Origin of the sequence: Streptomyces griseomycini (assembly GCF_014203535.1) — a bacterium.
Lineage (GTDB): Bacteria > Actinomycetota > Actinomycetes > Streptomycetales > Streptomycetaceae > Streptomyces > Streptomyces griseomycini.
Genome location: NZ_JACHJI010000007.1, coordinates 123,203 through 144,862 on the forward strand (window position 1 = coordinate 123,203; position 21,660 = coordinate 144,862).

21 protein-coding genes and 1 tRNA gene are annotated in these 21,660 nt (G+C 72.5%); 10 read left to right on the forward strand and 12 right to left on the reverse strand.

The genetic code is table 11. From position 1 onward, the window contains the following. Window positions 1-47: 47 nt before the first annotated feature. Window positions 48-542, reverse strand: coding sequence for a carboxymuconolactone decarboxylase family protein (locus FHS37_RS20780; RefSeq protein WP_184823485.1), 495 nt, complete (start codon window positions 540-542; stop codon window positions 48-50). A gap of 56 nt (window positions 543-598) precedes the next feature. Continuing rightward, window positions 599-1,471, reverse strand: coding sequence for an exodeoxyribonuclease III (locus FHS37_RS20785; RefSeq protein WP_184823487.1), 873 nt, complete (start codon window positions 1,469-1,471; stop codon window positions 599-601). A 70-nt stretch (window positions 1,472-1,541) separates the two neighbouring features. Here FHS37_RS20785 and FHS37_RS20790 point away from each other — a divergent pair, with 70 nt between their 5' ends. Beyond that, window positions 1,542-2,018, forward strand: a complete 477-nt coding sequence (locus FHS37_RS20790; protein ID WP_184823489.1) for a GNAT family N-acetyltransferase — start codon at window positions 1,542-1,544, stop codon at window positions 2,016-2,018. Window positions 2,019-2,720: 702 nt separating this feature from the next. Beyond that, the gene (locus tag FHS37_RS20795; protein ID WP_184823491.1) at window positions 2,721-4,004 is read left to right on the forward strand and encodes a glycoside hydrolase family 16 protein; all 1,284 of its coding nucleotides are present in this window, start codon (window positions 2,721-2,723) and stop codon (window positions 4,002-4,004) included. Between the two features lie 167 nt (window positions 4,005-4,171). On the opposite strand, the gene FHS37_RS20800 is transcribed toward FHS37_RS20795, so the two are convergent. From FHS37_RS20800 to galU, 7 genes are all read right to left on the reverse strand, one after another. Then, a tRNA-Ala gene (locus FHS37_RS20800) sits at window positions 4,172-4,245 on the reverse strand. A gap of 81 nt (window positions 4,246-4,326) precedes the next feature. After that, window positions 4,327-5,637: a divisome protein SepX/GlpR gene (gene sepX, locus FHS37_RS20805; protein ID WP_184823493.1), complete on the reverse strand. Its 1,311-nt coding sequence runs from the start codon at window positions 5,635-5,637 to the stop codon at window positions 4,327-4,329. A gap of 171 nt (window positions 5,638-5,808) precedes the next feature. Further along, window positions 5,809-6,495 (reverse strand): GNAT family N-acetyltransferase, encoded by a 687-nt coding sequence (locus FHS37_RS20810; RefSeq protein ID WP_229889920.1) that lies wholly within the window; start codon window positions 6,493-6,495, stop codon window positions 5,809-5,811. 26 nt (window positions 6,496-6,521) lie between these two features. Further along, a complete protein-coding gene (locus tag FHS37_RS20815) occupies window positions 6,522-7,064 on the reverse strand; it encodes a MogA/MoaB family molybdenum cofactor biosynthesis protein (RefSeq protein WP_184823495.1) in 543 nt (180 codons plus the stop codon). Further along, window positions 7,061-7,573, reverse strand: coding sequence for a cyclic pyranopterin monophosphate synthase MoaC (gene moaC / locus FHS37_RS20820; protein WP_184823497.1), 513 nt, complete (start codon window positions 7,571-7,573; stop codon window positions 7,061-7,063). Before moaC ends, FHS37_RS20815 begins: the two co-directional genes overlap by 4 nt. Before the next feature lie 86 nt (window positions 7,574-7,659). Then, on the reverse strand, window positions 7,660-8,982 hold the full coding sequence (gene glp, locus FHS37_RS20825; RefSeq protein ID WP_184823499.1) for a molybdotransferase-like divisome protein Glp: 1,323 nt from the start codon (window positions 8,980-8,982) through the stop codon (window positions 7,660-7,662). After that, window positions 8,979-9,890: a UTP--glucose-1-phosphate uridylyltransferase GalU gene (gene galU / locus FHS37_RS20830; RefSeq protein ID WP_184823501.1), complete on the reverse strand. Its 912-nt coding sequence runs from the start codon at window positions 9,888-9,890 to the stop codon at window positions 8,979-8,981. The genes glp and galU overlap by 4 nt, the downstream gene beginning before the upstream one ends. A gap of 92 nt (window positions 9,891-9,982) precedes the next feature. On the opposite strand from galU, the gene FHS37_RS20835 reads away from it, so the two are divergent. Continuing rightward, window positions 9,983-10,624, forward strand: coding sequence for a 5-formyltetrahydrofolate cyclo-ligase (locus tag FHS37_RS20835; protein WP_184823503.1), 642 nt, complete (start codon window positions 9,983-9,985; stop codon window positions 10,622-10,624). A gap of 70 nt (window positions 10,625-10,694) precedes the next feature. Here FHS37_RS20835 and FHS37_RS20840 read toward each other — a convergent pair whose 3' ends face one another. Then, the gene (locus FHS37_RS20840) at window positions 10,695-13,547 is read right to left on the reverse strand and encodes a penicillin acylase family protein (protein WP_184823505.1); all 2,853 of its coding nucleotides are present in this window, start codon (window positions 13,545-13,547) and stop codon (window positions 10,695-10,697) included. Window positions 13,548-13,790: 243 nt separating this feature from the next. Here FHS37_RS20840 and FHS37_RS20845 point away from each other — a divergent pair, with 243 nt between their 5' ends. The 6 genes from FHS37_RS20845 to FHS37_RS20870 all read left to right on the forward strand — a co-directional run bounded on the left by FHS37_RS20845 (window position 13,791) and on the right by FHS37_RS20870 (window position 19,546). Then, window positions 13,791-15,320, forward strand: coding sequence for a potassium/proton antiporter (locus tag FHS37_RS20845; protein WP_221500074.1), 1,530 nt, complete (start codon window positions 13,791-13,793; stop codon window positions 15,318-15,320). Window positions 15,321-15,609: 289 nt separating this feature from the next. Further along, window positions 15,610-16,902 (forward strand): MFS transporter, encoded by a 1,293-nt coding sequence (locus FHS37_RS20850; RefSeq protein WP_184823509.1) that lies wholly within the window; start codon window positions 15,610-15,612, stop codon window positions 16,900-16,902. Window positions 16,903-16,969: 67 nt separating this feature from the next. Next, entirely contained in the window at window positions 16,970-17,281 is a 312-nt protein-coding gene (locus FHS37_RS40820; RefSeq protein ID WP_184823511.1) for an FmdB family zinc ribbon protein, read from the forward strand. 91 nt (window positions 17,282-17,372) lie between these two features. Continuing rightward, window positions 17,373-18,215: an S-methyl-5'-thioadenosine phosphorylase gene (locus tag FHS37_RS20860; RefSeq protein ID WP_184823513.1), complete on the forward strand. Its 843-nt coding sequence runs from the start codon at window positions 17,373-17,375 to the stop codon at window positions 18,213-18,215. Window positions 18,216-18,439: 224 nt separating this feature from the next. Continuing rightward, on the forward strand, window positions 18,440-18,985 hold the full coding sequence (locus FHS37_RS20865; protein ID WP_184824082.1) for a hypothetical protein: 546 nt from the start codon (window positions 18,440-18,442) through the stop codon (window positions 18,983-18,985). A gap of 141 nt (window positions 18,986-19,126) precedes the next feature. Continuing rightward, entirely contained in the window at window positions 19,127-19,546 is a 420-nt protein-coding gene (locus FHS37_RS20870; protein ID WP_221500117.1) for a large conductance mechanosensitive channel protein MscL, read from the forward strand. Window positions 19,547-19,567: 21 nt separating this feature from the next. Here FHS37_RS20870 and FHS37_RS20875 read toward each other — a convergent pair whose 3' ends face one another. Beyond that, window positions 19,568-19,744 carry a hypothetical protein gene (locus FHS37_RS20875; RefSeq protein WP_184823517.1) on the reverse strand — a complete coding sequence of 59 codons (177 nt, stop codon included), beginning with the start codon at window positions 19,742-19,744 and terminating at the stop codon, window positions 19,568-19,570. 117 nt (window positions 19,745-19,861) lie between these two features. After that, the gene (locus FHS37_RS20880; protein WP_184823519.1) at window positions 19,862-20,434 is read right to left on the reverse strand and encodes a dihydrofolate reductase family protein; all 573 of its coding nucleotides are present in this window, start codon (window positions 20,432-20,434) and stop codon (window positions 19,862-19,864) included. Between the two features lie 192 nt (window positions 20,435-20,626). On the opposite strand from FHS37_RS20880, the gene FHS37_RS20885 reads away from it, so the two are divergent. Beyond that, a complete protein-coding gene (locus tag FHS37_RS20885; protein ID WP_184823521.1) occupies window positions 20,627-21,655 on the forward strand; it encodes a P1 family peptidase in 1,029 nt (342 codons plus the stop codon). The last annotated feature ends 5 nt before the right edge of the window (window positions 21,656-21,660 follow it).

Genomic DNA, 21,660 nt, shown 5'->3' on the forward strand with positions numbered 1-21,660 from the left:
GGGACGGCCGGACGAGGCGCCGGGACCACTCGGTGGCCCACCGATGCTCATCGGCGGCCTCCCCGCCGTCCGGTGCCCGGCACCCTGGACGTGCTCAGGGCGATGCGGTTCCAGATGTTGGTCGTGAGGATCAGCGCGAGCAGGTGGGCCAGTTCGTCCTCGGTGAAGTGTGCGGCCGCACGGCGGTAGACCGCGTCGGGCACCCCGGCGTCGGAGACGAGGGTGACCGCTTCGGCGAGTTCGAGTGCGGCCCGCTCGGGCTCCGTGAAGAAGTTCTCCGCTCCCCGCCACACGGAGACCATGTGCAGCCGCTCCTCGCTCTCCCCCGCCCTGCGGGCGTCCGAGGTGTGCAGGTGCAGGCAGTACGCACAGCCGTTGAGCTGCGAGGACCGGATCTGGACCAGTTCGACGAGCGCCGGGTCCAAGCCCTCGCGGGCCGCCGCGTCGAAGGAGATGAGTGCCCTGAACGCCTTCGGCACCGCCTGGGCGAAGTCGATGCGGGCGCTGTCGGTGACGGTGCTGTCGGTGCTCTCGTTCGTCATGCTCACGACGCTACGGTCGCGGGAGACCCCCGACGGAGTTCATTCCGGCGCCCGGATCACGGGTCAATCCGGCCGGCGCCCGCAGCGGTTCGTCCGCCGTGGGGCGCCTGCCCGAAGACCACCGTCACCGGCGCGTGGTCCGACCAGCGCTCGGCGTGCGCGGCCGCCCGCTCCACGTACGCCTTCACCGCGCGGTCCGCGAGCCCCGGGGTGGCCATCTGGTAGTCGATCCGCCAGCCGGTGTCGTTGTCGAAGGCCCGCCCCCGGTACGACCACCAGCTGTACGGCCCGTCGACGTCCGGGTGCAGCTTCCGCACCACGTCGACGTACCCGCCGTCGGCCGGGTCGAGGACACGGGACAGCCACTCCCGCTCCTCCGGCAGGAAGCCCGAACTCTTGGTGTTGCCGCGCCAGTTCTTCAGGTCGGCCTTCTCGTGGGCGATGTTCCAGTCACCGCACACCACGACCTCCCGCCCCTCCGCGGCGGCCCGCTCCCGCAGCTCCTTGAGGTACGCCAGGAACTCGCCCATGAAGCGCACCTTCTCGTCCTGCCGCTCCGTGCCGACCTCGCCGGAGGGCAGGTACAGGGACGCGACGGTGACGCCGGGCAGGTCCGCCTCCACGTACCGTCCGCTGCCGTCGAACTCGGCCGAGCCGAAGCCGATCCGGACCCGGTCGGGTTCGCGCCGGGTGTAGAGCGACACCCCCGCGCGCCCCTTCGCGGCGGCGGGCGCGTGGACCACGTGCCACCCCTCGGGCTCCCGCACCGGCTCGGGCAGCTGCTGCGGCTCCGCCCGCACCTCCTGCAGGCACAGCACATCGGCGGAGGTCTGCGCCAGCCACTCCACGAAGCCCTTCTTCGCGGCGGCACGCAGTCCATTGACGTTGACGGAGGTCACAGTGAGCACCAGGGCACGATACCGGCACACTGGACAAGGTCCAATTCCGGACCGATATCACGCTCCCGATCACCCCCGGATTTGATTTACCGTGCTCAGCATGAACATCCGTCGAGTCCCCTACGACCACCCCGACGCCGTCAAGCTGGACGCCGAGGTCCAGGCCGAGTACCACGTCCGCTACGGCGACGGCGGCGACGCCACCCCCATGGACCCGGCGGACTTCACGCCCCCGAACGGCGTCTACCTGATCGCGTACGACGAGAACGACGTCCCCGTGGCCTCCGGCGGCTGGCGCGTCCAGGACGCCAACGGCGAGGGCAACCGCGACGGGGACGCCGAGCTGAAGCGCATGTACGTGATCGAGCAGATGCGCGGCCGGGGCCTCGCCCGCCGCATGCTGGCCGCCCTGGAGGAGGACGCCCGCGCCGCCGGCCGCGTCCGCATGGTCCTGGAGACCGGCACCAAGCAGCCGGAGGCCATCGCCCTGTACACCTCCAGCGGCTACGAGCCGTGCGAGAAGTTCGGCTACTACCGCTTCCACGAGGAGAGCCGCTGCTACGCCAAGGCGCTGTAGGAGGCCGCCCGCAGCCCCGGAGCGAACACCCTCAGCTCACCGCCGGTCATTGCCGGAAGACCTTCTTCCACGAAGACCCGGGGCCTCGGCGCGCCGCATGAGGGTGCGGCGCGGCCGGCCGTGCCCGTGACCGAGGGAGAGGACGCGGGGGCCCTTCGGAACGCCGGACCGGACCGGCCGGGCTCTCACGCCGCAGGGAAGGTCCGTACCGGTGTCGACGCCCCGAGGGCGGGGCCCCCTCGCCGTGACGGGTTCGGCGCGCACGGCGTCGACCGTCCTCCGCACGTGCTCGGCCTGCTCGCGGCGGCCTTCGGCCCGCAGCGTCCGGGCCACCCCGCGCCTCGGCCGGACGAGGCGAACGGGACGCCGGCCTGACGGGTCGCGGAGCAGGAGCGGTCCCGGGCTCCGCGCCCGCCGCCTCCCAGCGTCCCCGGACCCGGCCCCGGACCGTTCCGCCTCCGCTCGCTTAAGTCGACCTTAAGCATGCATTAAGCGATCAGCCGAGGACCTTACTGCGTCAAGTAACCGCAGGTCAGGGCCAGTTGGCACACAAACCGGGCAGTTTGTTGCGCTGTCAACCGTCCGTAGCATCGGGGCTCCCCTCGGGTTCCGGCCTCCCCCACTCTCTCCCCCACCGCCGGATCCGGGATCCCCCCACTCCACCCCCCATGCAACTTCCCCACAGACAAGGTGTGTTCAGCCATGGCCACGCATCGCGCACGCCGGTGGTCGCTCGGCGGGTCCGTCCTGCTGCTCTCCACCGCGGTCACCGCCGCCTTCACCTTCCTCACCGCGGGACCGTCCGCCGACCGGGCCGACGCCGCCCCCGCCCCCGCCGCACTGACCTGGTCCGACGAGTTCGACGGCCCTGCCGGCAGCGCCCCGGACCCCGGCAAGTGGACGCTGGAGACCGGCGGCAGCGGCAACGGCAACCACGAGCTGCAGTACTACACCGGCAGCCGGGACAACGCCGCCCTCGACGGCAACGGCAACCTCGTCATCACCGCCCGCAAGAACAACGACCCCAACCTGAAGTGCTGGTACGGCACCTGCCAGTACACCTCCGCCCGCCTCAACACCGCCAGGACCTTCACCCAGGCCTACGGCCACTTCGAGGCGCGCATCAAGGTGCCCCGCGGTCAGGGCATGTGGCCCGCGTTCTGGATGCTCGGCGACGACCTGGGCACGGTCGGATGGCCCCACAGCGGTGAGATCGACGTCATGGAGAACGTCGGTCACGAGCCCGGCACCGTCCACGGCACCGTCCACGGCCCCGGCTACTCGGGCGGCGGCGGCATCGGCGCCTCGTACAGGCTCCCGAACGGCGCCGCCTTCGCCGACGGCTTCCACGTCTTCGCGGTCGACTGGAGCCCCGAGAAGATCACCTGGTCCGTCGACGGGCAGACCTACCAGACCCGCACCCCGGCCGACCTGGGCGGCAACAGGTGGGTCTACGACCACCCGTTCTTCCTCATCCTCAACCTCGCCGTCGGCGGCGACTGGCCCGGCAGCCCGAACGCCGGCACCGCGTTCCCGCAGACGATGACCGTCGACTACGTGCGCGTCTCCGCCTCCGGCGGCTCCTCCGGGGGCGGCGGTGCCACCCGGGCCGGTGCCATCAGGGGCGTCGGCGGCATGTGCGTCGACGTCGCCGGCGCCTCGTCCGCGGACGGGACCCCGATCCAGCTGCACGACTGCACCGGCGTCGACGCGCAGAAGTGGACCCTGGGCGCCGACGGCACCGTACGCGCCCTCGGCAAGTGCCTCGACGTACGCGGCGCCTCCACCGCGGACGGGACGCCCGTGCAGCTCTACACCTGCAACGGCACCAAGGCCCAGCAGTGGACCCACACCTCCGCCCGCGACCTGACCAACATCGGTGCGGACAAGTGCCTGAGCACCAGGGGCGGCTCCGCCGGCGACGGCACCCCCCTGCAGATCCGGACGTGCACCGGCGCCGCCGACCAGAAGTGGACGGTCGGCTGACTTCCTGCCCGCCGAGACGACGCCCCCCGTGCTCGATCCCGAGCCGGGGGGCGTGCGCGTCCGGTCGGGCGTCGCCCGTCCACGGGTGCGTCGACGGGATCCGGAGCAGTGGCCGCACAACGTGTCAGAGCCCCGGTCGGTGATACCGACCGGGGCTCTGAGCTGCGTGGACCTGAGGGGATTTGAACCCCTGGCCCCCTCGATGCGAACGAGGTGCGCTACCGGACTGCGCCACAGGCCCTTGCAACGAGTGAAACTTTAGCATCCCGATCCGGCTGCTCGGAAATCCGTTGCCGGCCGCCCGCCGTCTGCGGCTTCGGGGCTACTCGTTGACGGCCCGGGGCCGGTCCCCGTCCTCGTCGTACTGGTCGAACAGCGGGGTGCGTCCGCGCTCCCGGGACCGCCGGGCCGACGCCGCCGTGGGGGTCCCCCCGCGCGAGCGCTTTCGAGCGTGGGGGAGTGCGTCGGTGCGCCCGTTCTCGTCCGCCCGCTCCCCCGCTCCGGCCGGGTCCGGGTCCGCCTCCTCGGCGGGAGCCGGCGCCTCCTCGGGCGGGACGGCGCTGGAGCGGGCCGAGCTCCAGGTGTCCGGTGCGCCGAGGTCCACGTCCCCGGCGGCGCGCGGTGCGACCGGGGCGGTCACGTACGTGGGCAGCGGCACCGGGACCGGGTCCCAGCTGTCGCCGCCCTGGCCGGGCCGGCGCTGCCGCTCGCGCTGCTGGTCGACCCACTCCGCGTGGTCGGTCTGCTCGACGAGCGCGCGCCGGTCCGCGGCGAGCGCGGAGAGGCCGAGGCCGGCGTCGGGGGCGACGCCGGCTTCCGGGCCCTCCGGTTCGTCGGCGTCGGCGTCCTCGACGGCCGGACGGCGGCGCGGCTGGCGCTCCCGCAGGCGCTGGGCGGCGATCTCGGCCTGGCGGCGGTCCATGTGGTACGCGAAACGGCGGCGCTCCTGGGAGCGCAGATACGCGATGTACGCGCTGAGCAGCACCGCGGGCACACCGGGCGCCCACAGGAAGGCGAGCCCGCCGACCGCCGCGACGACCGAGCCGAGCGTGAAGGCGAGGAAGAGAAGCGTGGTGGTGCGCCGACGACGGGCGAGCACCTTCGAGCGCCGGGCGCGCGCCGCCGCGGCCTGCGCCGCACGAGCCCCCTGTGCTCCCTGTGCACCCGCGCCCTGAGCGTCCTGGGCCCACCGTTCCTCGGGGCCGCGCCGGGCGGCCGGCACGCGTGGGCGTGCCTCGCCGGGCTCGGTTCCCGGCCGGTCCGCGCGCTCACGCGGCGGCCGGTCGGCCTGCTGCTCGGGGGCCGGCTCCGGCCGCTCCTCCGGGAGCGACGGGACGGACACCTGCGTCTGCGGACGGGTCTGGGACACGGCGAAGGCCCGGACGTCCACCGAGTCGGTGACCGCGTCCGGGTCGTGGACGCTCTGCTCCCCCTCGTCGGCGGAGCGCGCCCGCAGGTCCTTGGCGTACCGGCGCTCCATGCCCGCCCGTCCGGACAGCAATCGGATGGCGGTGCTGAAGCGTTCCGTTGGACGGGCCTCGTTCAGCTCGTCCTGCCTACGGAGCCACATCGGCACCAAGTAGGCGGCCCAGGCCCCGACGATGACTGCGTAGATGAGGCCGCTGCTGCTCACGCCTCACACGGTAGAGGGGTTTGCGGGGGGCCATCCGCCAATTGAGCCGGTGTGTCGCACGATCTGGCTGATATTTCGAACTTTTTTTGCGACCGATGCGATCAGCGGGCCACCAGACCCGGGAATTCCACGCCGGAAGGCGGTCGCCCCCGCTCAATTTCGAACAAATATTCAATTTCCGGGGGCGTGCGGTATTCCCGGGTTGCGGCGCCCGTTCCCGGGCAGCCCGTTCCCGGAACGCCCGTCCCCGGGCAGTTCGTTCCCGGACCGCTCACGCAGGGAGCGTGCCCGGTGCCAGCGGCCGAGCAAACCGTCGGGCACTTCTTCCGCCGTGAGCGCGAAGACGAGGTGGTCGCGCCAGGCCCCGTCGATGTGGAGATAGCGGGGCCGCAGTCCCTCCTCGCGGAATCCGAGTTTCTCCACGACCCTGCGGCTGGGCCCGTTCTCCGGGCGAATACACACCTCGATGCGGTGCAGTCCGACGGTGCGGAAACAGTGGTCCACGACCATCGCGACGGCCGTCGGCACCACCCCGCGGCCGGCCACCTCCTCGTCCACCCAGTAGCCGACGTGCCCCGAGCACATCGAGCCCCAGGTGATCCCGGCGACGGTCAGCTGGCCGACGAGGCGTCCCTGGTACTCGATGACGAACGGCAGCATCCGGCCCGCGTTCGCCTCGGACCTGAGGTGGCGGACCATCTGGCGGTAGGTGGGCCGGTGGGTGATCGGACCGGTGGCCGTGGGCGGCGGGACGGTCGCCTCCCACGGCCGCAGCCAGTCGCGGTTGCGCCGGTTGACCTCGCGCCAGGCCTTCTGGTCGCGCAGCTTTATCGGCCGGAGGACGATGTCGCCGTCCACCAGCTCGACGGGCCAGGAGGAGCCGTTCAGCTGACACCTCCGTCACTGGCGTCCGGCCGGGGGTGGTCACCGCCGCGCAGCTGGTCGACGGCGTGCTTCAGCAGCGGCTCCAGGACGGCCAGACCGTCCTTCACCCCGCCGCCGGACCCGGGCAGGTTGACGATCAGCGTGCCGCCCGCGACTCCCGCGAGGCCCCGGGAGAGGGCGGCCGTCGGCACCTTCTCCCGGCCGTACGCCCGGATGGCCTCCGCGATGCCGGGCACCTCGTGGTCGATCACCCGCCGGGTCGCCTCGGGGGTGCGGTCGGTGGGCGAGATGCCGGTGCCGCCGGTGGTGACGACGACGTCGTACCCGGCGTCGACGCCCGCGCGCAGGGCGGCCTCCACGGGATCGCCGTCGGGGACGACCTGCGGGCCGTCGACGGCGAAGCCGAGGCGCTTCAGGCCCTCGGCGACCAGCGGGCCGCCCTTGTCCTCGTAGACGCCTGCGGCGGCCCGGTTGGAGGCGGTGACCACGAGGGCGCTGTACGGCGCGGGCAGCGCACCGCCGACCGACGCGTCGAGTGTCATGCCCGGCTCCAGTCGCCCGACTTGCCGCCCGTCTTCTCCTCCACCCGCACGTCCGTGATGACCGCCTCCTTGTCGACCGCCTTGACCATGTCGATCACGGTGAGCGCGGCGACGGAGACCGCGGTGAGCGCCTCCATCTCGACGCCCGTGCGGTCCGTCGTCCTCACGGTCGCCGCGATCTCCACGGCGTCGTCCGCGACCGACAAGTCCAGTTTCACACCGGACAGCGCCAGGGGGTGGCACAGCGGGACGAGGTCGGGGGTGCGTTTGGCGCCCATGATGCCCGCGATCCGCGCGGTGGCCAGGGCGTCGCCCTTGGGGACGCCCTCGCCGCGCAGCAGTTCGATCACGCGGGGCGAGACGAGGACGCGGCCGGTGGCGCGGGCGGTGCGCGCGGTCACGTCCTTGCCGGACACGTCGACCATACGGGCCGCACCCGCCTCGTCGAGGTGGGTCAGGCGGTCCTGCGTGGAGGGTCCGGGGGTCTCCCCCCGGGAAGGCTCAGTCATGCTCGTTCGGCGCTCCCGGTCCTGGCCCGTCGCGGTGCGGCGCACGGGCCTGCTGTGCGCGACACGGTACCGCCAACCGGGACCGCTCAGCCGAGCAGGACCACCTCGACCTCGGTGCCCGGCGCGACGGACTCGGCGTCCTCGGGGACGACGATCAGCGCGTCCGCCTGCGCGAGGGCCGCCACGAGGTGGGATCCGGCGCCGCCCACCGGGGTCACCGTGCCGTCCGCGTACCGGCCGCGCAGGAACTGGCGGCGGCCCTTCGGCGAGGTCAGCGCCCCGTCCGCGGTGAGCGTCGCGCGGGTTCTCGGCCGGTGGACGTCCTCCAGGCCCATCAGGGTGCGGATGGCGGGGCGGACGAACAGTTCGAAGGAGACGTAGGAGGAGACCGGGTTGCCGGGCAGGGCCAGCAGCGGGGTGTGGTCGGGGCCGATGGAGCCGAAGCCCTGGGGTTTGCCCGGCTGCATGGCCAGCTTGCGGAACTCGACGCCGCTGCCCGGCTCGTCCTCGTCGCCCGCGTACGACAGCGCCTCCTTGACGACGTCGTACGCCCCCACGCTCACGCCGCCCGTGGTGACCATCAGGTCGGCGCGCACCAGCTGGTCCTCGATGGTGTCCCGCAGGGTCGCGGCGTCGTCGGCGACGGCGCCCACCCGGTAGGCGATGGCGCCGGCGTCCCGGGCGGCGGCGGTGAGGGCGAAGCTGTTGGAGTCGTAGATCTGACCGGGGCGCAGTTCCTCGCCGGGCTGGACGAGTTCGCTGCCGGTGGAGAGCACGACCACGCGCGGGCGCGGGCGCACCCGGACCGTGCCGCGGCCGATCGCGGCCAGCAGGGAGATCTGCGGCGGGCCGAGGACGGTGCCGGCCGCCAGGGCGCGGTCACCGGCCTTGACGTCGCTGCCCTCGGCGCGCACGTGCGCGCGTGCCGGTGCCGGGCGGTAGACGTACACCTGCCCGGTGGCGCCCTCGGGGGCGAGGCTGCGGGCGCGCATCCCGGCGACCGGCCCCTCACCGAGTCCGCCGTCGGTCCACTCCACGGGGACGACGGTCTCGGCGCCCGGCGGGAGCGGGGCGCCGGTCATGATGCGGACCGCCTGGCCGGGACCGACGTGGAGGAGGCCGGCCTGGCCGGCGGCGGCGTCCCCGACGACGTCGAGGGCCGCCGGGTACTGCTCGCTCGCGCCCGCGACGTCCGCGACCCGCACCGCGTACCCGTCCATGGAACTGTTGTCGAACGGGGGCAGGGACACCGGCACCGTGACGTCCTCGACCAGGACGCAGCCCTGGGCGTCGAGGAGGTTCAGCTCGATGGGCTCGAGGGGGCGGACGGTGGCGAGGATGTCGTCCAGGTGCTCGTCCACCGACCAGAGGTGGTCCGGGCCTGCGGTGCGGGGCGCGGCGGTGCTCAACGTTCCTGCATCTCCTCGGTGACGTAACGGCGGAGCCAGGCCCGGAAGTCCGGGCCCAGGTCCTCACGTTCGCACGCGAGCCGGACAATGGCACGCAGGTAGTCGCCGCGGTCGCCGGTGTCATACCGGCGGCCCTTGAAGACGACGCCGTGCACCGGGCCGCCGACCTTCTCGTCCGCGGCGAGCTGCTGGAGGGCGTCGGTGAGCTGGATCTCGCCGCCGCGGCCCGGCTCGGTCTGCCGCAGTATGCCGAAGACGGCCGGGTCGAGGACGTAGCGGCCGATGATGGCGTAGTTGGAGGGGGCGTCGGCCGGGTCGGGCTTCTCGACCAGGCCGGACACCCGGACGACGTCGGAGTCCTCGGTGGTCTCGACGGCGGCGGACCCGTAGAGGTGGATCTGCTCGGGGGCCACCTCCATGAGCGCGACGACGCTGCCGCCGTGCTGCTCCTGGACCTCGATCATCCGCTTGAGCAGGGGGTCGCGCGGGTCGATCAGGTCGTCGCCGAGGAGGACGGCGAAGGGCTCGTCGCCGACGTGCGGCGCGGCGCACAGGACGGCGTGGCCGAGGCCCTTGGGGTCACCCTGACGGACGTAGTGCATGGTGGCCAGGTCACTGGATTCCTGCACCTTGGCGAGCCGGTCGGCGTCGCCCTTCTTCTCGAGGGCGGACTCCAGCTCGTAATTGCGGTCGAAGTGGTCCTCCAGGGGGCGCTTGTTGCGGCCCGTGACCATGAGGACGTCGTCGAGGCCGGCGGCGACCGCCTCTTCGACCACGTACTGGATCGCCGGCTTGTCGACGACCGGCAGCATTTCCTTGGGAGTGGCCTTGGTGGCCGGCAGGAACCGGGTGCCCAGGCCCGCTGCGGGGATGACAGCCTTGCTGATCCGAGGGTGCGACTGAATCATGCCCGCCACCCTATCCGGTGCCATTGTGGGGAATCTGTGGCTCCGGTTATTTACGGCTCATATGAGCGTATTGAAACAGTGCAGGGACAATCTTGGAACACAACGAACGCGCGAACGATCCTGACAAGCGAGTACTACGGCGGGAAATCCTCGCGGTGAGGAACAAGTTGACGGCGGATGACGTGCGGGGGTCCGCGACCGCGCTGGCCCGGCAGGCGCTCGGGCTGCCCGAACTGGCGCACGCGCGCACGGTGGCGGCGTACGTCTCCGTGGGGAGCGAACCCGGCACGCTCGCGCTGCTGGACGCGCTGCGCGCCCGGGGCGTACGCGTACTGCTGCCCGCCCTGCTGCCCGACAACGACCTGGACTGGGGCGGGTACACCGGCGAGGGCTCCCTCGCGCGGGTCCGGCACGGCGGACGGATGACGCTCCTCGAGCCGGCCGGGGAGCGCCTCGGACCGGACGCCGTGACCGAGGCGGACGCCGTCCTGCTGCCGGGCCTGGCCGTCGACGCGCGCGGGATGCGCCTGGGGCGCGGCGGAGGCTCCTACGACCGGGTCCTCGCCCGGCTGGAGCGCGCGGGCGCGCACCCGGCGCTGGTGGTGCTGCTGTACGACTCCGAGGTCGTCGAGCGCGTCCCCGCCGAGCCGCACGACCGGCCGGTGCACGCGGTGGTGACACCGTCGGGGGCACGGCGTTTCCGGTGGGCGTCTGAGCCCGGGCACCCGGACTGAAGACCCGGCACACGGAAAGCGGCCTCCACGTACGTGTGGAGGCCGCTTTCCGTGTGCCGGGCGTGCCGGGTCAGGGTTCGAGCAGCAGGGTGTCGCCGGTGCTCTCCTCGACCGCCTTCTCCGAGAACGACCACTCCAGCAGTTCGCCCTCGGCCCACTTGTCCGTCTGGTCGACGTAGTGGGCGCTGTAGGCGTGCCCGGAGGCGCCGGTGAGGTTGATCCACCGGGACTTGTCGAGGTCGCCGAGGTTGACCACCATCCGCATGGACGGCACCCACACGACGTCGTAGCCGCCGGCCGCGTTCCAGCCGGTCGCGTTGACCGTCGCCTCGCCGCCGCCGAGCTTCCACGGGCCGCGGTTGAGGGCGTACTGCAGGAAGCCGGGACCCTCGGTGCCGAGCGTCTGGTTCTTCAGGAACAGGCGGTGCAGCCGGCCCCAGCTCCAGGTGTCGATGTCCTTGCCGAGCTTGGCGGTCAGCTCCCAGCGGGCGTCGATCATGGCGCGCTTGAACAGCTCGTCACGGTTGTCCGCGCCGGGGCGGGTGCCCGCCTTGGAGGTCTTCCACCAGTCGCTGTCCTCGTCGTCCATCAGCTTGCGGACCACCTCGAACCAGCGGTCGCCGCCGTCGGGCTGCGCCTGGTCGGCGTCGCGCTGCCCGCACTCGCGCTGCTTGTCGGCCTCGTCCGCGGGCCCGGTGGTGTTGACCGGCTCGACCCACAGGCACTGGCCCTTGGGCCGCAGCTCCTTGGGCAGCTTGTTGCCGAAGGCGAGCTTGAGGATGTTGCGCCACACGGAGTTGAAGTAGGCGGCGGCCGCCGAGTCGGCGGTCTGGGTGTAGTCCCAGCCCTCCAGCAGCTTCTGCGCCTCGCGGACGTCCTTGTCGTCGACGTCGATCTTGAGGAGCTCGGGCACCAGCAGCTTGGCGATGGAGCTGGAGTTGTCGAGCTGCATCTGCCGCATGTCGTCGGTGGAGATCTTGCCGCCGTCCTTGATCTTCGACTGGATCAGGTCGTTGATCCGCTGGCTGCGGGCGCCGTAGCCCCAGTCGGTGGTCAGCGTGTAGGGGTAGTCCTTGCCGACGACGGCCTGGTTGGCGGTGACGATGTAACCGCGCTCCGGGTCGTACTCGTAGGGCAGCGCGTCCTGGTCGACCCAGTCGGCCCACTTGTAGTCGGGGTCCCAGCCGGGCGCCGGGACGGAACCGTCGTGGCCCTCCGCGCGGACGGGGATCTTCCCGGGCAGCGTGTAGCCGATGTGGCCCTCGGTGTCCGCGTAGACGAGGTTCTGCGAGGGCACCTCGAAGAGGGTGGCCGCCTCACGGAAGTCGTCCCAGTCCTTCGCGCGGTTGATGGCGAAGACGGAGTCCATGGTGCGGCCCGGGTCCAGCGCGGTCCAGCGCAGCGCGACGCCGTAGCCGTCGCCCCGGTCGGGGGCGGCGCTGTCGACGGTGGCCTTCTTGCCGGTCCTGACGAGTTCGTCGGAGCGGTCGGAGAGCAGGGGACCGTTGCCGGTCTCGCGGACGACGATCTTCTGCGCCTTGCCGCCGGCGACCCGGATGGTCTCCTCGCGGGTCTTGAACGGGACCACCTTGTCGCCGTACTGGTAGCCGTCGCCGGTGATCTTCTCCAGGTAGAGGTCGGTGACGTCGACGCCGGAGTTGGTCAGGCCCCAGGCGATGTCCTGGTTGTGGCCGATTATCACCCCGGGCAGGCCGGCGAAGGTGTAGCCGGCGACGTCGTACTGGCACTCGGCGGAGACCTCGCGGCAGTGCAGGCCCATCTGGTACCAGACGGACGGCAGCGAGGCCGACAGGTGCGGGTCGTTGGCGAGCAGCGGCTTGCCGGTGATGGTGTGGTCGCCGGAGACCACCCAGGAGTTGGAGCCGATGCCGTCTCCGTTGACGCCGACGGCGGTGGGGAGGTCCTCCAGGACCTGCTGGAGACCGGCCAGCTGGCTCTCCAGGGCGGCGCCGCCGGTGCCGGTGCCCGTGCCGGTCCCTGTGCCCGTGCCGGTGCCGGTGCCGGTGCCGGTCCCTGTGCCCGTGCCGGTGCCGGTCCCTGTGCCGGTCCCTATGCCCGTGCCCGTGCCTCCGGTGTCCTCGCCCTGCTCGTAGGTCCCGGTGAACTCGTTGTACTGGCCCTCCTGGACCACCGGCTTGTTCCGGCCGTACGGGTACGCCGGGTACAGGTCGGCGATCTGCTGCGGGCCGAGGCGGCTGGTCATCAGGGCGCGGTCGATCTCGTCCTGCATGTTGCCGCGCAGGTCCCAGGCCATCGCCTTCAGCCAGGCCACCGAGTCGACCGGGGTCCACGGCTCGGGCTTGTAGTCGTTGACGAAGCCCAGCGCCGCGTACTCCAGGGAGATCTCCTTGCCCTCCTTGCCCTCCAGGTAGGCGTTGACGCCCTCGGCGTACGCCTGGAGGTACTTCTTCGTGGCGGGGGAGAGCTTCTTCTCGTACTCCTCCTTCGCGACCCGGTCCCAGCCCAGGGTGCGCAGGAACTCGTCGGTGTCGACCTGGCTCCCGCCGAACATCTCCGACAGGCGCCCGGAGGTCATGTGCCGGCGCACGTCCATCTCGTAGAACCGGTCCTGCGCCTGGACGTAGCCCTGCGCCATGAACAGGTCCTCGTCGGAGGAGGCGTAGATCTGCGGGATGCCGTGGCCGTCGCGTTTGACGTCGACGGGCCCCGACAGGCCCTGGAGCTTGATCGAGCCCGTGGTCTGCGGGAAGGAGGCGCGCACGGTGCTGACGGACCAGTACGCCCCGTAGGCGACACCGCCGATCAGGGCCAGCACCAGGACGAACGCGACCAGGCGGGCTTTACGCCCTCTCTTCTTGTTCTTCTTGCCGGACTCGCCGGCCTGCCGACCCGTGGAGGCGGTGGCCTGCTGACCCGTGGAGGCGGTGGTGTCGGTGGGCATCGCTGTCCTTGCTGTCCTAACGCGAGCGGCAGGTCGGGCTGTGCTTTTAACTGAGCGCTGGAGCAACGATAGGCGCAGGGCCCCGCAGTCCTTGACGCGGAGTCGCGAACCGGCCCGGACGGACGTTCGATCTTGCCCCGGCGAGCGTCAAGAACGCGTCAAGAGTTAGGTAAGGTAACGAAGTAGTTTGCCGCGGGAGCGGCGGATCACAAGCGATGTTCGTGAGCTCACGCGCGGGTGCGCATGGGCCAGGGAAGGGAACGGCCGCTGACTGTCCACCACCTCAACCAGCTCCTGCTCGTCTGCTCGATCGTCCTGCTCGTCGCCGTCGCAGCGGTCCGGATCTCCTCGCGCAGCGGGCTCCCCAGCCTGCTCGTCTACCTGGGCATCGGCATCGCCATGGGCCAGGACGGCATCGGCGACATCCACTTCGACAACGCCGAGCTGACGCAGGTCATCGGATACGCGGCCCTGGTCGTGATCCTGGCCGAGGGTGGTCTGGGCACCAAGTGGACCGAGATCAGACCGGCCCTGCCCGCCGCCTCCGCGCTCGCACTGGCCGGTGTCGCGGTGAGCGTCGGGGTCACGGCGGCGGCCGCGCACTTCCTGACCGGGCTGGAATGGCGGCAGGCGCTCATCATCGGCGCGGTGGTGTCCTCGACCGACGCGGCGGCCGTGTTCTCGGTGCTGCGGAGGATCCCCCTCCCCACGCGCGTGACGGGAACCCTGGAGGCCGAGTCCGGCTTCAACGACGCCCCCGTCGTCATCCTGGTCGTCGCCTTCTCCACGGCCGGTCCGGTCGAGCACTGGTACGTGCTGATCGGCGAGATAGCGCTGGAGCTGGCCATCGGTGCCGCCATCGGGCTCGCGGTGGGCTGGCTGGGCGCCTGGGGACTGCGGCACGTGGCGCTGCCCGCCTCCGGTCTCTACCCGATCGCCGTCATGGCCATCGCCGTCGCCGCCTACGCGGCGGGCGCCATCGCCCACGGCAGCGGCTTCCTCGCCGTCTACCTCGCCTCGATGGTGCTGGGCAACGCCAAGCTGCCGCACTGGCCCGCCACGCGCGGCTTCGCCGAAGGGCTCGGCTGGCTCGCCCAGATCGGCATGTTCGTCCTGCTCGGCCTGCTGGTCACCCCGCACGAGCTGGGCGACGACATCGTGCCGGCGCTGGTCATCGGGCTGGCGCTCACCATGGTGGCCCGCCCGCTGAGCGTCGTGCTGTGCCTGGTGCCGTTCCGGGTGCCCTGGCAGGAGCAGGCGCTGATGTCGTGGGCGGGACTGCGCGGCGCCGTGCCCATCATCCTGGCGACGATCCCGATGGTGGAGGGCGTCGCGGGCAGCGAGAGGATCTTCAACATCGTCTTCGTGCTGGTCGTCGTCTACACCCTCGTGCAGGGCCCGACGCTGCCCTGGCTGGCCCGGACGCTGCACCTGGGCCGGAGCACCGAGGCCGCCGACCTCGGCATCGAGTCGGCGCCCCTGGAGCGGTTGCGCGGGCACCTGCTGTCGGTCGTCATCCCGGCCGGCTCGAGGATGCACGGGGTGGAGGTCGCCGAGCTGCGGCTGCCCGCCGGGGCCGCCGTCACCCTCGTCGTGCGCGGAGGGGAGTCGTTCGTCCCGCTGCCCACGACGGTGCTGCGGCGCGGGGACGAGCTGCTCGTCGTCGCCACCGACCCGGTGCGGGACGCCGCCGAACGGCGCCTGCGCGCGGTGGGCCGCGGCGGCAAGCTGGCCGGCTGGCTGGGCACCGACGACGCACAGCCGGAGCGCTGACGCGAAAGGGGTGCGTTGCGCCGGATCCCCCTCGATCGCAGGCGTACGCACCCCGTGGTGCTCGCTTTCACAGGTGCGCGGGCCATTGATCCCTGTATGATGCACGCGACACCCAGATGACCTGATCGAACCAACTCTGCCTGACGCAGAGCTGGCGCGACCGTATGGCGGCCGGAACGCCCCGAGCTGTGGCACCGGTATCTACCGCAGTCAGCGCAAGAGGACAGCTCTCGGCGCACCCGCCCGACCCGTGCGGGCCGCGCTACCAGGCGGCAGAAAGGCACGGGCCGTGGCATCCACGGTCACCCCGTCGAAGGACTCGGCGGCCACCTCCCGCCCGGGATACGGACAGCTGCTGCGCACACGCGGCGCCTGGACCTTCCTGCTCCCCGGCTTCGCGGCACGCCAGCCGTTCGCGATGCTGACCCTCTCCATCGTGCTGCTGGTGCAGCACACCACCGGCTCCTACGGCGCGGCCGGCGCCGTCGCGGCCGTCACCGGCGTCTCCATGGCGCTGTTCGCCCCCTACAGCGGCCGCCTGGCCGACCGCCACGGGCAGCGCGCGGTCCTCGTGCCCGGCGTCCTGGTGCACACCCTGTCCGGGCTGGCCCTGACCGCGCTGGCCCTGAACGACGCCCCCCTGTGGGCGCTGTTCGCCGCCGCCGTGCCCACGGGCGCCTCGGTGCCGCAGGTCGGACCCATGGTGCGCGCCCGCTGGGGCGTGAAGCTCAAGGGCTCCCCGCTGATGACCACGGCGGCGGCCTTCGAGTCCGTCACCGACGAGTTCACCTTCGTCGTCGGGCCGCTGCTGGCCACCGCCCTGTGCACGGCCGTCGACCCGGCCGCGGGCCTCGTCACCGAGGCCGCGCTGACCCTGATCGGCGGTCTGCTGTTCGCCGCCCAGCGGGGCACGCAGCCGAAGGTCGCCGCCGACGGCGACGGGCACGCGCGCGTGGAGCACGTCTCCGCCCTGCGCGTCCCCGGCGTGCGCGTGCTGATCGTGACCTTCCTGGGCATCGGTTCCGTCTTCGGCGGCATGCAGGTCTCGCTGGCCGCGTTCACCGAGTCGATCGGCGAGCCCGGTCTGAACGGCGTCCTGTACGGCGTCTTCGCCGCGGGCAACATGCTCTCCGGCATCGCCTGCGGGGCCATCGCCTGGAAGGCCGCGCCGCAGCGGCGCCTGGTCGTCGGGTACGCGGCGCTCGCGCTGACCGCCTCGGTCCTGTGGACCGCCCAGTCGGCGCTGCTGCTGGGCGGGCTCGGCCTCCTGGTCGGCATGTGCATCGCGCCGGCCCTGATCACCGGCTACACCCTGGTGGAGAGCCTGGTCCCGGCCGGCGCCCGCACCGAGGCCTTCACCTGGCTGACCGGTGCGGTCGCGCTCGGCCAGGCCGCCGCCGTCACGGTCGCCGGACAGCTGGAGGACCGCCTCTGGGACGGCGCCGGTTTCCTGGTGCCGATGGGCGGCACGGTGCTCGCCCTCGCGACCCTGCTGGCGCTCCGGTCACGGCTGGTGCCGGCCCCGCGCGGGCGCACGGTCGCACGTGGCATGGGTCACCGCTCCCCCGTCGCAGTGGACTGAACGCAGGGAATAGGTCAGTATTGACCGTCGTTAGCACTCATCGAGTGAGAGTGCCAGGAGGAAGACAGTGCCCACCTACCAGTACCAGTGCACCGAGTGCGGCGAGGGCCTCGAGGCGGTGCAGAAGTTCACCGATGACGCTCTGACCGAGTGCCCCAGCTGCAAGGGTCGCCTGAAGAAGGTGTTCTCGGCGGTCGGCATCGTCTTCAAGGGCTCCGGCTTCTACCGCAACGACAGCCGCGGCTCCTCGTCGAGCAGCTCCCCGGCGTCGTCGAAGCCGTCGGGCTCCTCCTCGTCGTCGACGTCTTCCTCGTCGTCCTCGGACTCCGGCTCGAGCTCCAGCTCGAGCTCGTCGACCGGCGCCACCACCGCCGCGTAGGGCCGCATTCCCACAAGACCCCGTCGCGGGACCCCGTCGCCGTCCGGCGACGGGGTCCTCGGCGTCCCCGGGTGCGGTTAGGGTGCGGAGCATGGCGAACATGGCGACGGCCGAGATCGGTGTGATCGGCGGCTCCGGTTTCTACTCCTTCCTCGACGACGTGACCGAGGTCCGGGTGGACACCCCGTACGGTGCCCCCAGTGACTCCCTCTTCCTCGGCGAGGTGGCCGGCCGGCGGGTCGCCTTCCTCCCCCGGCACGGGCGCGGCCACCATCTGCCGCCGCACCGGATCAACTACCGGGCCAACCTGTGGGCGCTCCGGTCGGTCGGGGTGCGCCAGGTGCTCGGGCCGTGCGCGGTGGGCGGTCTGCGCCCCGAGTACGGGCCGGGCACGCTGCTGGTGCCGGACCAGCTCGTGGACCGTACGAAGTCCCGGGCGAACACGTACTTCGACGGGCTGCCGCTGCCCGACGGCACGGTGCCGAACGTGGTCCACGTGTCCCTGGCCGACCCCTACTGCCCCACCGGGCGCACGGCCGCGCTGAAGGCGGCGCGCGGCCGGGACTGGGAGCCGGTGGACGGCGGCACGCTGGTCGTGGTGGAGGGGCCGCGCTTCTCCACCCGTGCCGAGTCGTCGTGGCACCGGGCGCAGGGCTGGTCGGTGGTGGGCATGACCGGCCATCCGGAGGCGGCGCTCGCCCGCGAGCTGGAGCTCTGCTACACCTCCCTGACCCTGGTCACCGACCTCGACGCCGGCGCCGAGACCGGGGAGGGCGTCTCCCACGACGAGGTGCTGCGGGTGTTCGCCGCCAACGTGGGCCGGCTGCGGGGCGTGCTCTTCGACGCGGTGGCCGCACTGCCGGCGGCGGACGGGCGGGACTGCCTGTGCGCGTCGGCGCTGGGCGGGATGGACCCGGGGTTCGCGCTGCCGTAGTGCGTGGGGCGGCGTGGCCGCGTGGCCGGCGGGCGGGGCCTCTCCTTCGGGTGAGGAAGATGTCCACAGGCCGGCCGTGCGTCCACAGGGCCCGGCGGGGCACGGCGCGGGGCCTCATCGTGGGGGTCACAAGCCGATCCCTCGTCTCAGGCGGTGGTCCCGTGTCCTTCCGTCCGTCCACGCTCCCCTCCTCCCACTCCCCCTCCCCCGCTCCCTCTCCCGTGGTGCCGCGCCCTCCCGGCGCCGACGTCCCTCCCCGCTGCGAGGTGCCGCACTTCGCCCCCGTGCGGGTGCGCGGCGGTCTGCTGCACCCGGGCCGGCTCGCCCGGCACCGGAGGCGGGCCGTGGCGGTCGGCCTCGCGGTCACGGCGGCGGCACTCGTGGCGGCGGGCCCCCGGGACACCGACCGGTCCCGCGGGCATCCCGGCGGCTCCGCGTCCGCCCGCGCGACCTCGGCGGCCACCGGGGACCGTCCGGTACGGACCCGGCGGGCGGGGGAGACGGTCACGGCACCGGTGCGGATCGCCGACGCGGCCGCGGTACGGCTGCTGCGGCCGGGCGACCGGGTGGACGTGATCGCCGCCGAGGAGACGGTGTCCGGCGGTACGGCCCGCGTGATCGCGCGCGGGGCGCGGGTGGCCGAGGTGCCGGAACCGCCGGGGGACGCGGGCGACGGCGGGGCCCTGGTGGTGCTGTCGGTACCGCGCTCCACCGCGGCCGAACTGGTCGGCGCGAGCGCCACGGCGCGGCTGGCGGTGGCCCTGTGCTGACGCGGCGCGGCTGGACAGGCCGGCACCGCCGTGACGTAGGTTGCGGAGCGTTTTCTTCCGCACCTTACGCACGAGAAATGGGACCCCGAAGTGAGCGACAAGGAGAGGACGAGCGTCTGGCAGGGCTTCAAGGCCTTCCTGATGCGCGGGAACGTCGTCGACCTGGCCGTGGCGGTGGTCATCGGCGCCGCCTTCACCAACATCGTCAACGCGGTCGTGAAGGGCGTCATCAATCCGCTGGTGGGTGCGTTCGGCACCAAGGACCTGGACAGCTACAGCTCGTGCCTGAAGGGTCCGTGCGAGGGCACCGGGGACGCCGCGACGGGCGTGCGGATCCTGTGGGGTTCCGTCCTCGGCGCGACGCTGCAGTTCCTGATCACCGCGGCGGTCGTCTACTTCCTGATGGTCCTGCCCATGGCGAAGTACCTGGCCCGTCTGGAGGCCCGCAGGAAGGCGAAGGAGGGCGCGGAGGAGGTCGTCGAGGTGTCCGAGCTGGAAGTGCTCAAGGAGATCCGCGACGCCCTCGTGTCGCAGCGCGGCCCGGGCCACGGCGAGCGGTAGGGCGCTCCGTCGGAGGGCGGGTCAGAGGTGGTGGGGCGGCTTCTCGTCGAGGAAGCGCTTCAGGTCGGAGACGCTGTCACCGGACGGGCGCTCGCCCCACCCGCGGTCCGTGTCGTCCGGGGACTGCTGGTCCAGCGGGTCGTCGAAGACCAGCGCGGGCTTCGGCTCGCGCGGCCGGGGCTCGGGGGCGGTGCTCATGGCTCCAGGGTACGGCTCCCCGTCGGGCGGCCGGCCCGGATCGGCAGGCGGCGGCCCGGGCGGCCCCGCGGCGCGGTCACACCGCGCCGCGGCAGGCCGGGAGGCGCCGGAGCGTCGTCAGCGGACGACGTCGAAGACGTTCTTCTGGATGCCGTTGGCGTACGCCTCGTGCTCGACGAGCTTCAGCTTCTGGGCGTCCTTGTCCGTGCCGCTGAACAGACGCTTGCCCGCGCCGAGCAGGAGCGGGAAGACGAGCAGGTGGTAACGGTCGATCAGGCCGGCGTCCGACAGGTTCCGGTTGAGGGTGGCGCTGCCGTGGACGATGATCGGGCCGCCCTCGGTCTCCTTCAGCGCGGCGACCTCGTCGAGCGAGCGCAGGATCGTGGTCTCACCCCAGTCGGGGGCCAGGGCGTCCTCGGTGAGGGTGGTCGACACGACGTACTTCGGCATCACCTTGTAGTCGGCGAACTCCTCCATGCCCGGCCAGACCGGGCTGAACGCCTCGTAGCTGACGCGGCCCAGCAACATCGCGGTGGCTTCCTTCTGCTCCCGGTCCTTGATCTCGTACGCCTCCGGGAGGAACTCCACGTCCTTGAACGTCCACCCCGAGTTCCGGTAACCGGGCTCGCCACCAGGGGCTTCCACGACGCCGTCGAGCGAGACGAAGGCGGTGCTGATCAGGGTGCGCATACTGAGGTCTCCCGGTGTCTCGTGGCTGGTTCCCAGCCGGTCCGGCCGATGCTCGTGCCGGCCGGTTCCACGGCTGCTGGACATCGTCCGCCATGACAGACCCCGGGCGGCGGAAGAACTCATCGGTCCCCGTCCGTTCTCCTGCCGGCCGGGGACGCCGGGTCGACGCGGTGACTGGACGACACTGGCGCCATGGCACATGACGCTCTGACAGATGTGGCCGGCGTGCGCGTGGGGCACGCGACGCGCACCGGCGGCGGGTGGCTCACCGGCACCACGGTCGTACTCGCGCCGGAGGGCGGGGCGGTGGCCGCGGTGGACGTGCGCGGCGGTGGCCCCGGCACGAAGGAGACCGACGCGCTCGATCCGCGCAACGTCGTGCGGAAGGTCGAGGCGATCGTGCTGACCGGGGGCAGCGCCTACGGGCTCGACGCGGCGTCCGGGGTGATGGCCTGGCTGGAGGAGCGGGGGCGCGGAGTGCGCGTCGGGCCGGATCCCGCGCACGTGGTGCCGGTCGTACCGGCCGCCTGTGTCTTCGATCTGGGCCGGGGCGGCGACTTCCGGGCCCGGCCCGACGCGGCCACCGGTCGGGCCGCGGTCGAGGCGGCCGCGGCGAGCGGACCGGGGGCACGGGTACCGCAGGGGTGCGTGGGTGCCGGCACGGGGGCCACGGTCGGGCCGGTGAAGGGCGGGATCGGCACCGCGAGCACGGTGCTGGAGTCCGGGATCACCGTGGCCGCGCTGGTGGTGGCCAACGCGGCGGGGTCGGCGGTGGATCCGGAAACGGGGGTGCTGTACGGGGAGTTGTTCCAGGGACGGGTGCGCTACCCGGAGGCGCGGGTGCACGAGGCCGCGCTGCGGCGGCTCGCGGAGCTGTCCGGGCGGAACGTGCGGCCCCCGCTCAACACCACGCTCGCGGTGGTCGCGACCGACGCGGACCTGTCCAAGGCACAGGCACAGAAGCTGGCCGGCACCGCGCACGACGGCATCGCGCGCGCCGTACGCCCGGTGCACCTGCTCAACGACGGCGACACGGTGTTCGCCCTCGCCACGGGGGCGCGCCCGCTCGACGCGGCGGACCCCCTCGCCCTGAACGACGTCCTCGCGACGGGCGCGGACCTGGTGACCCGCGCGATCGTACGGGCGGTGCGCGCCGCCGGGTCGGTGGACGGCCCGGGCGGATCGTGGCCGTCGTACGGGGAGCTGTACGGCACGGGTTGACGGGT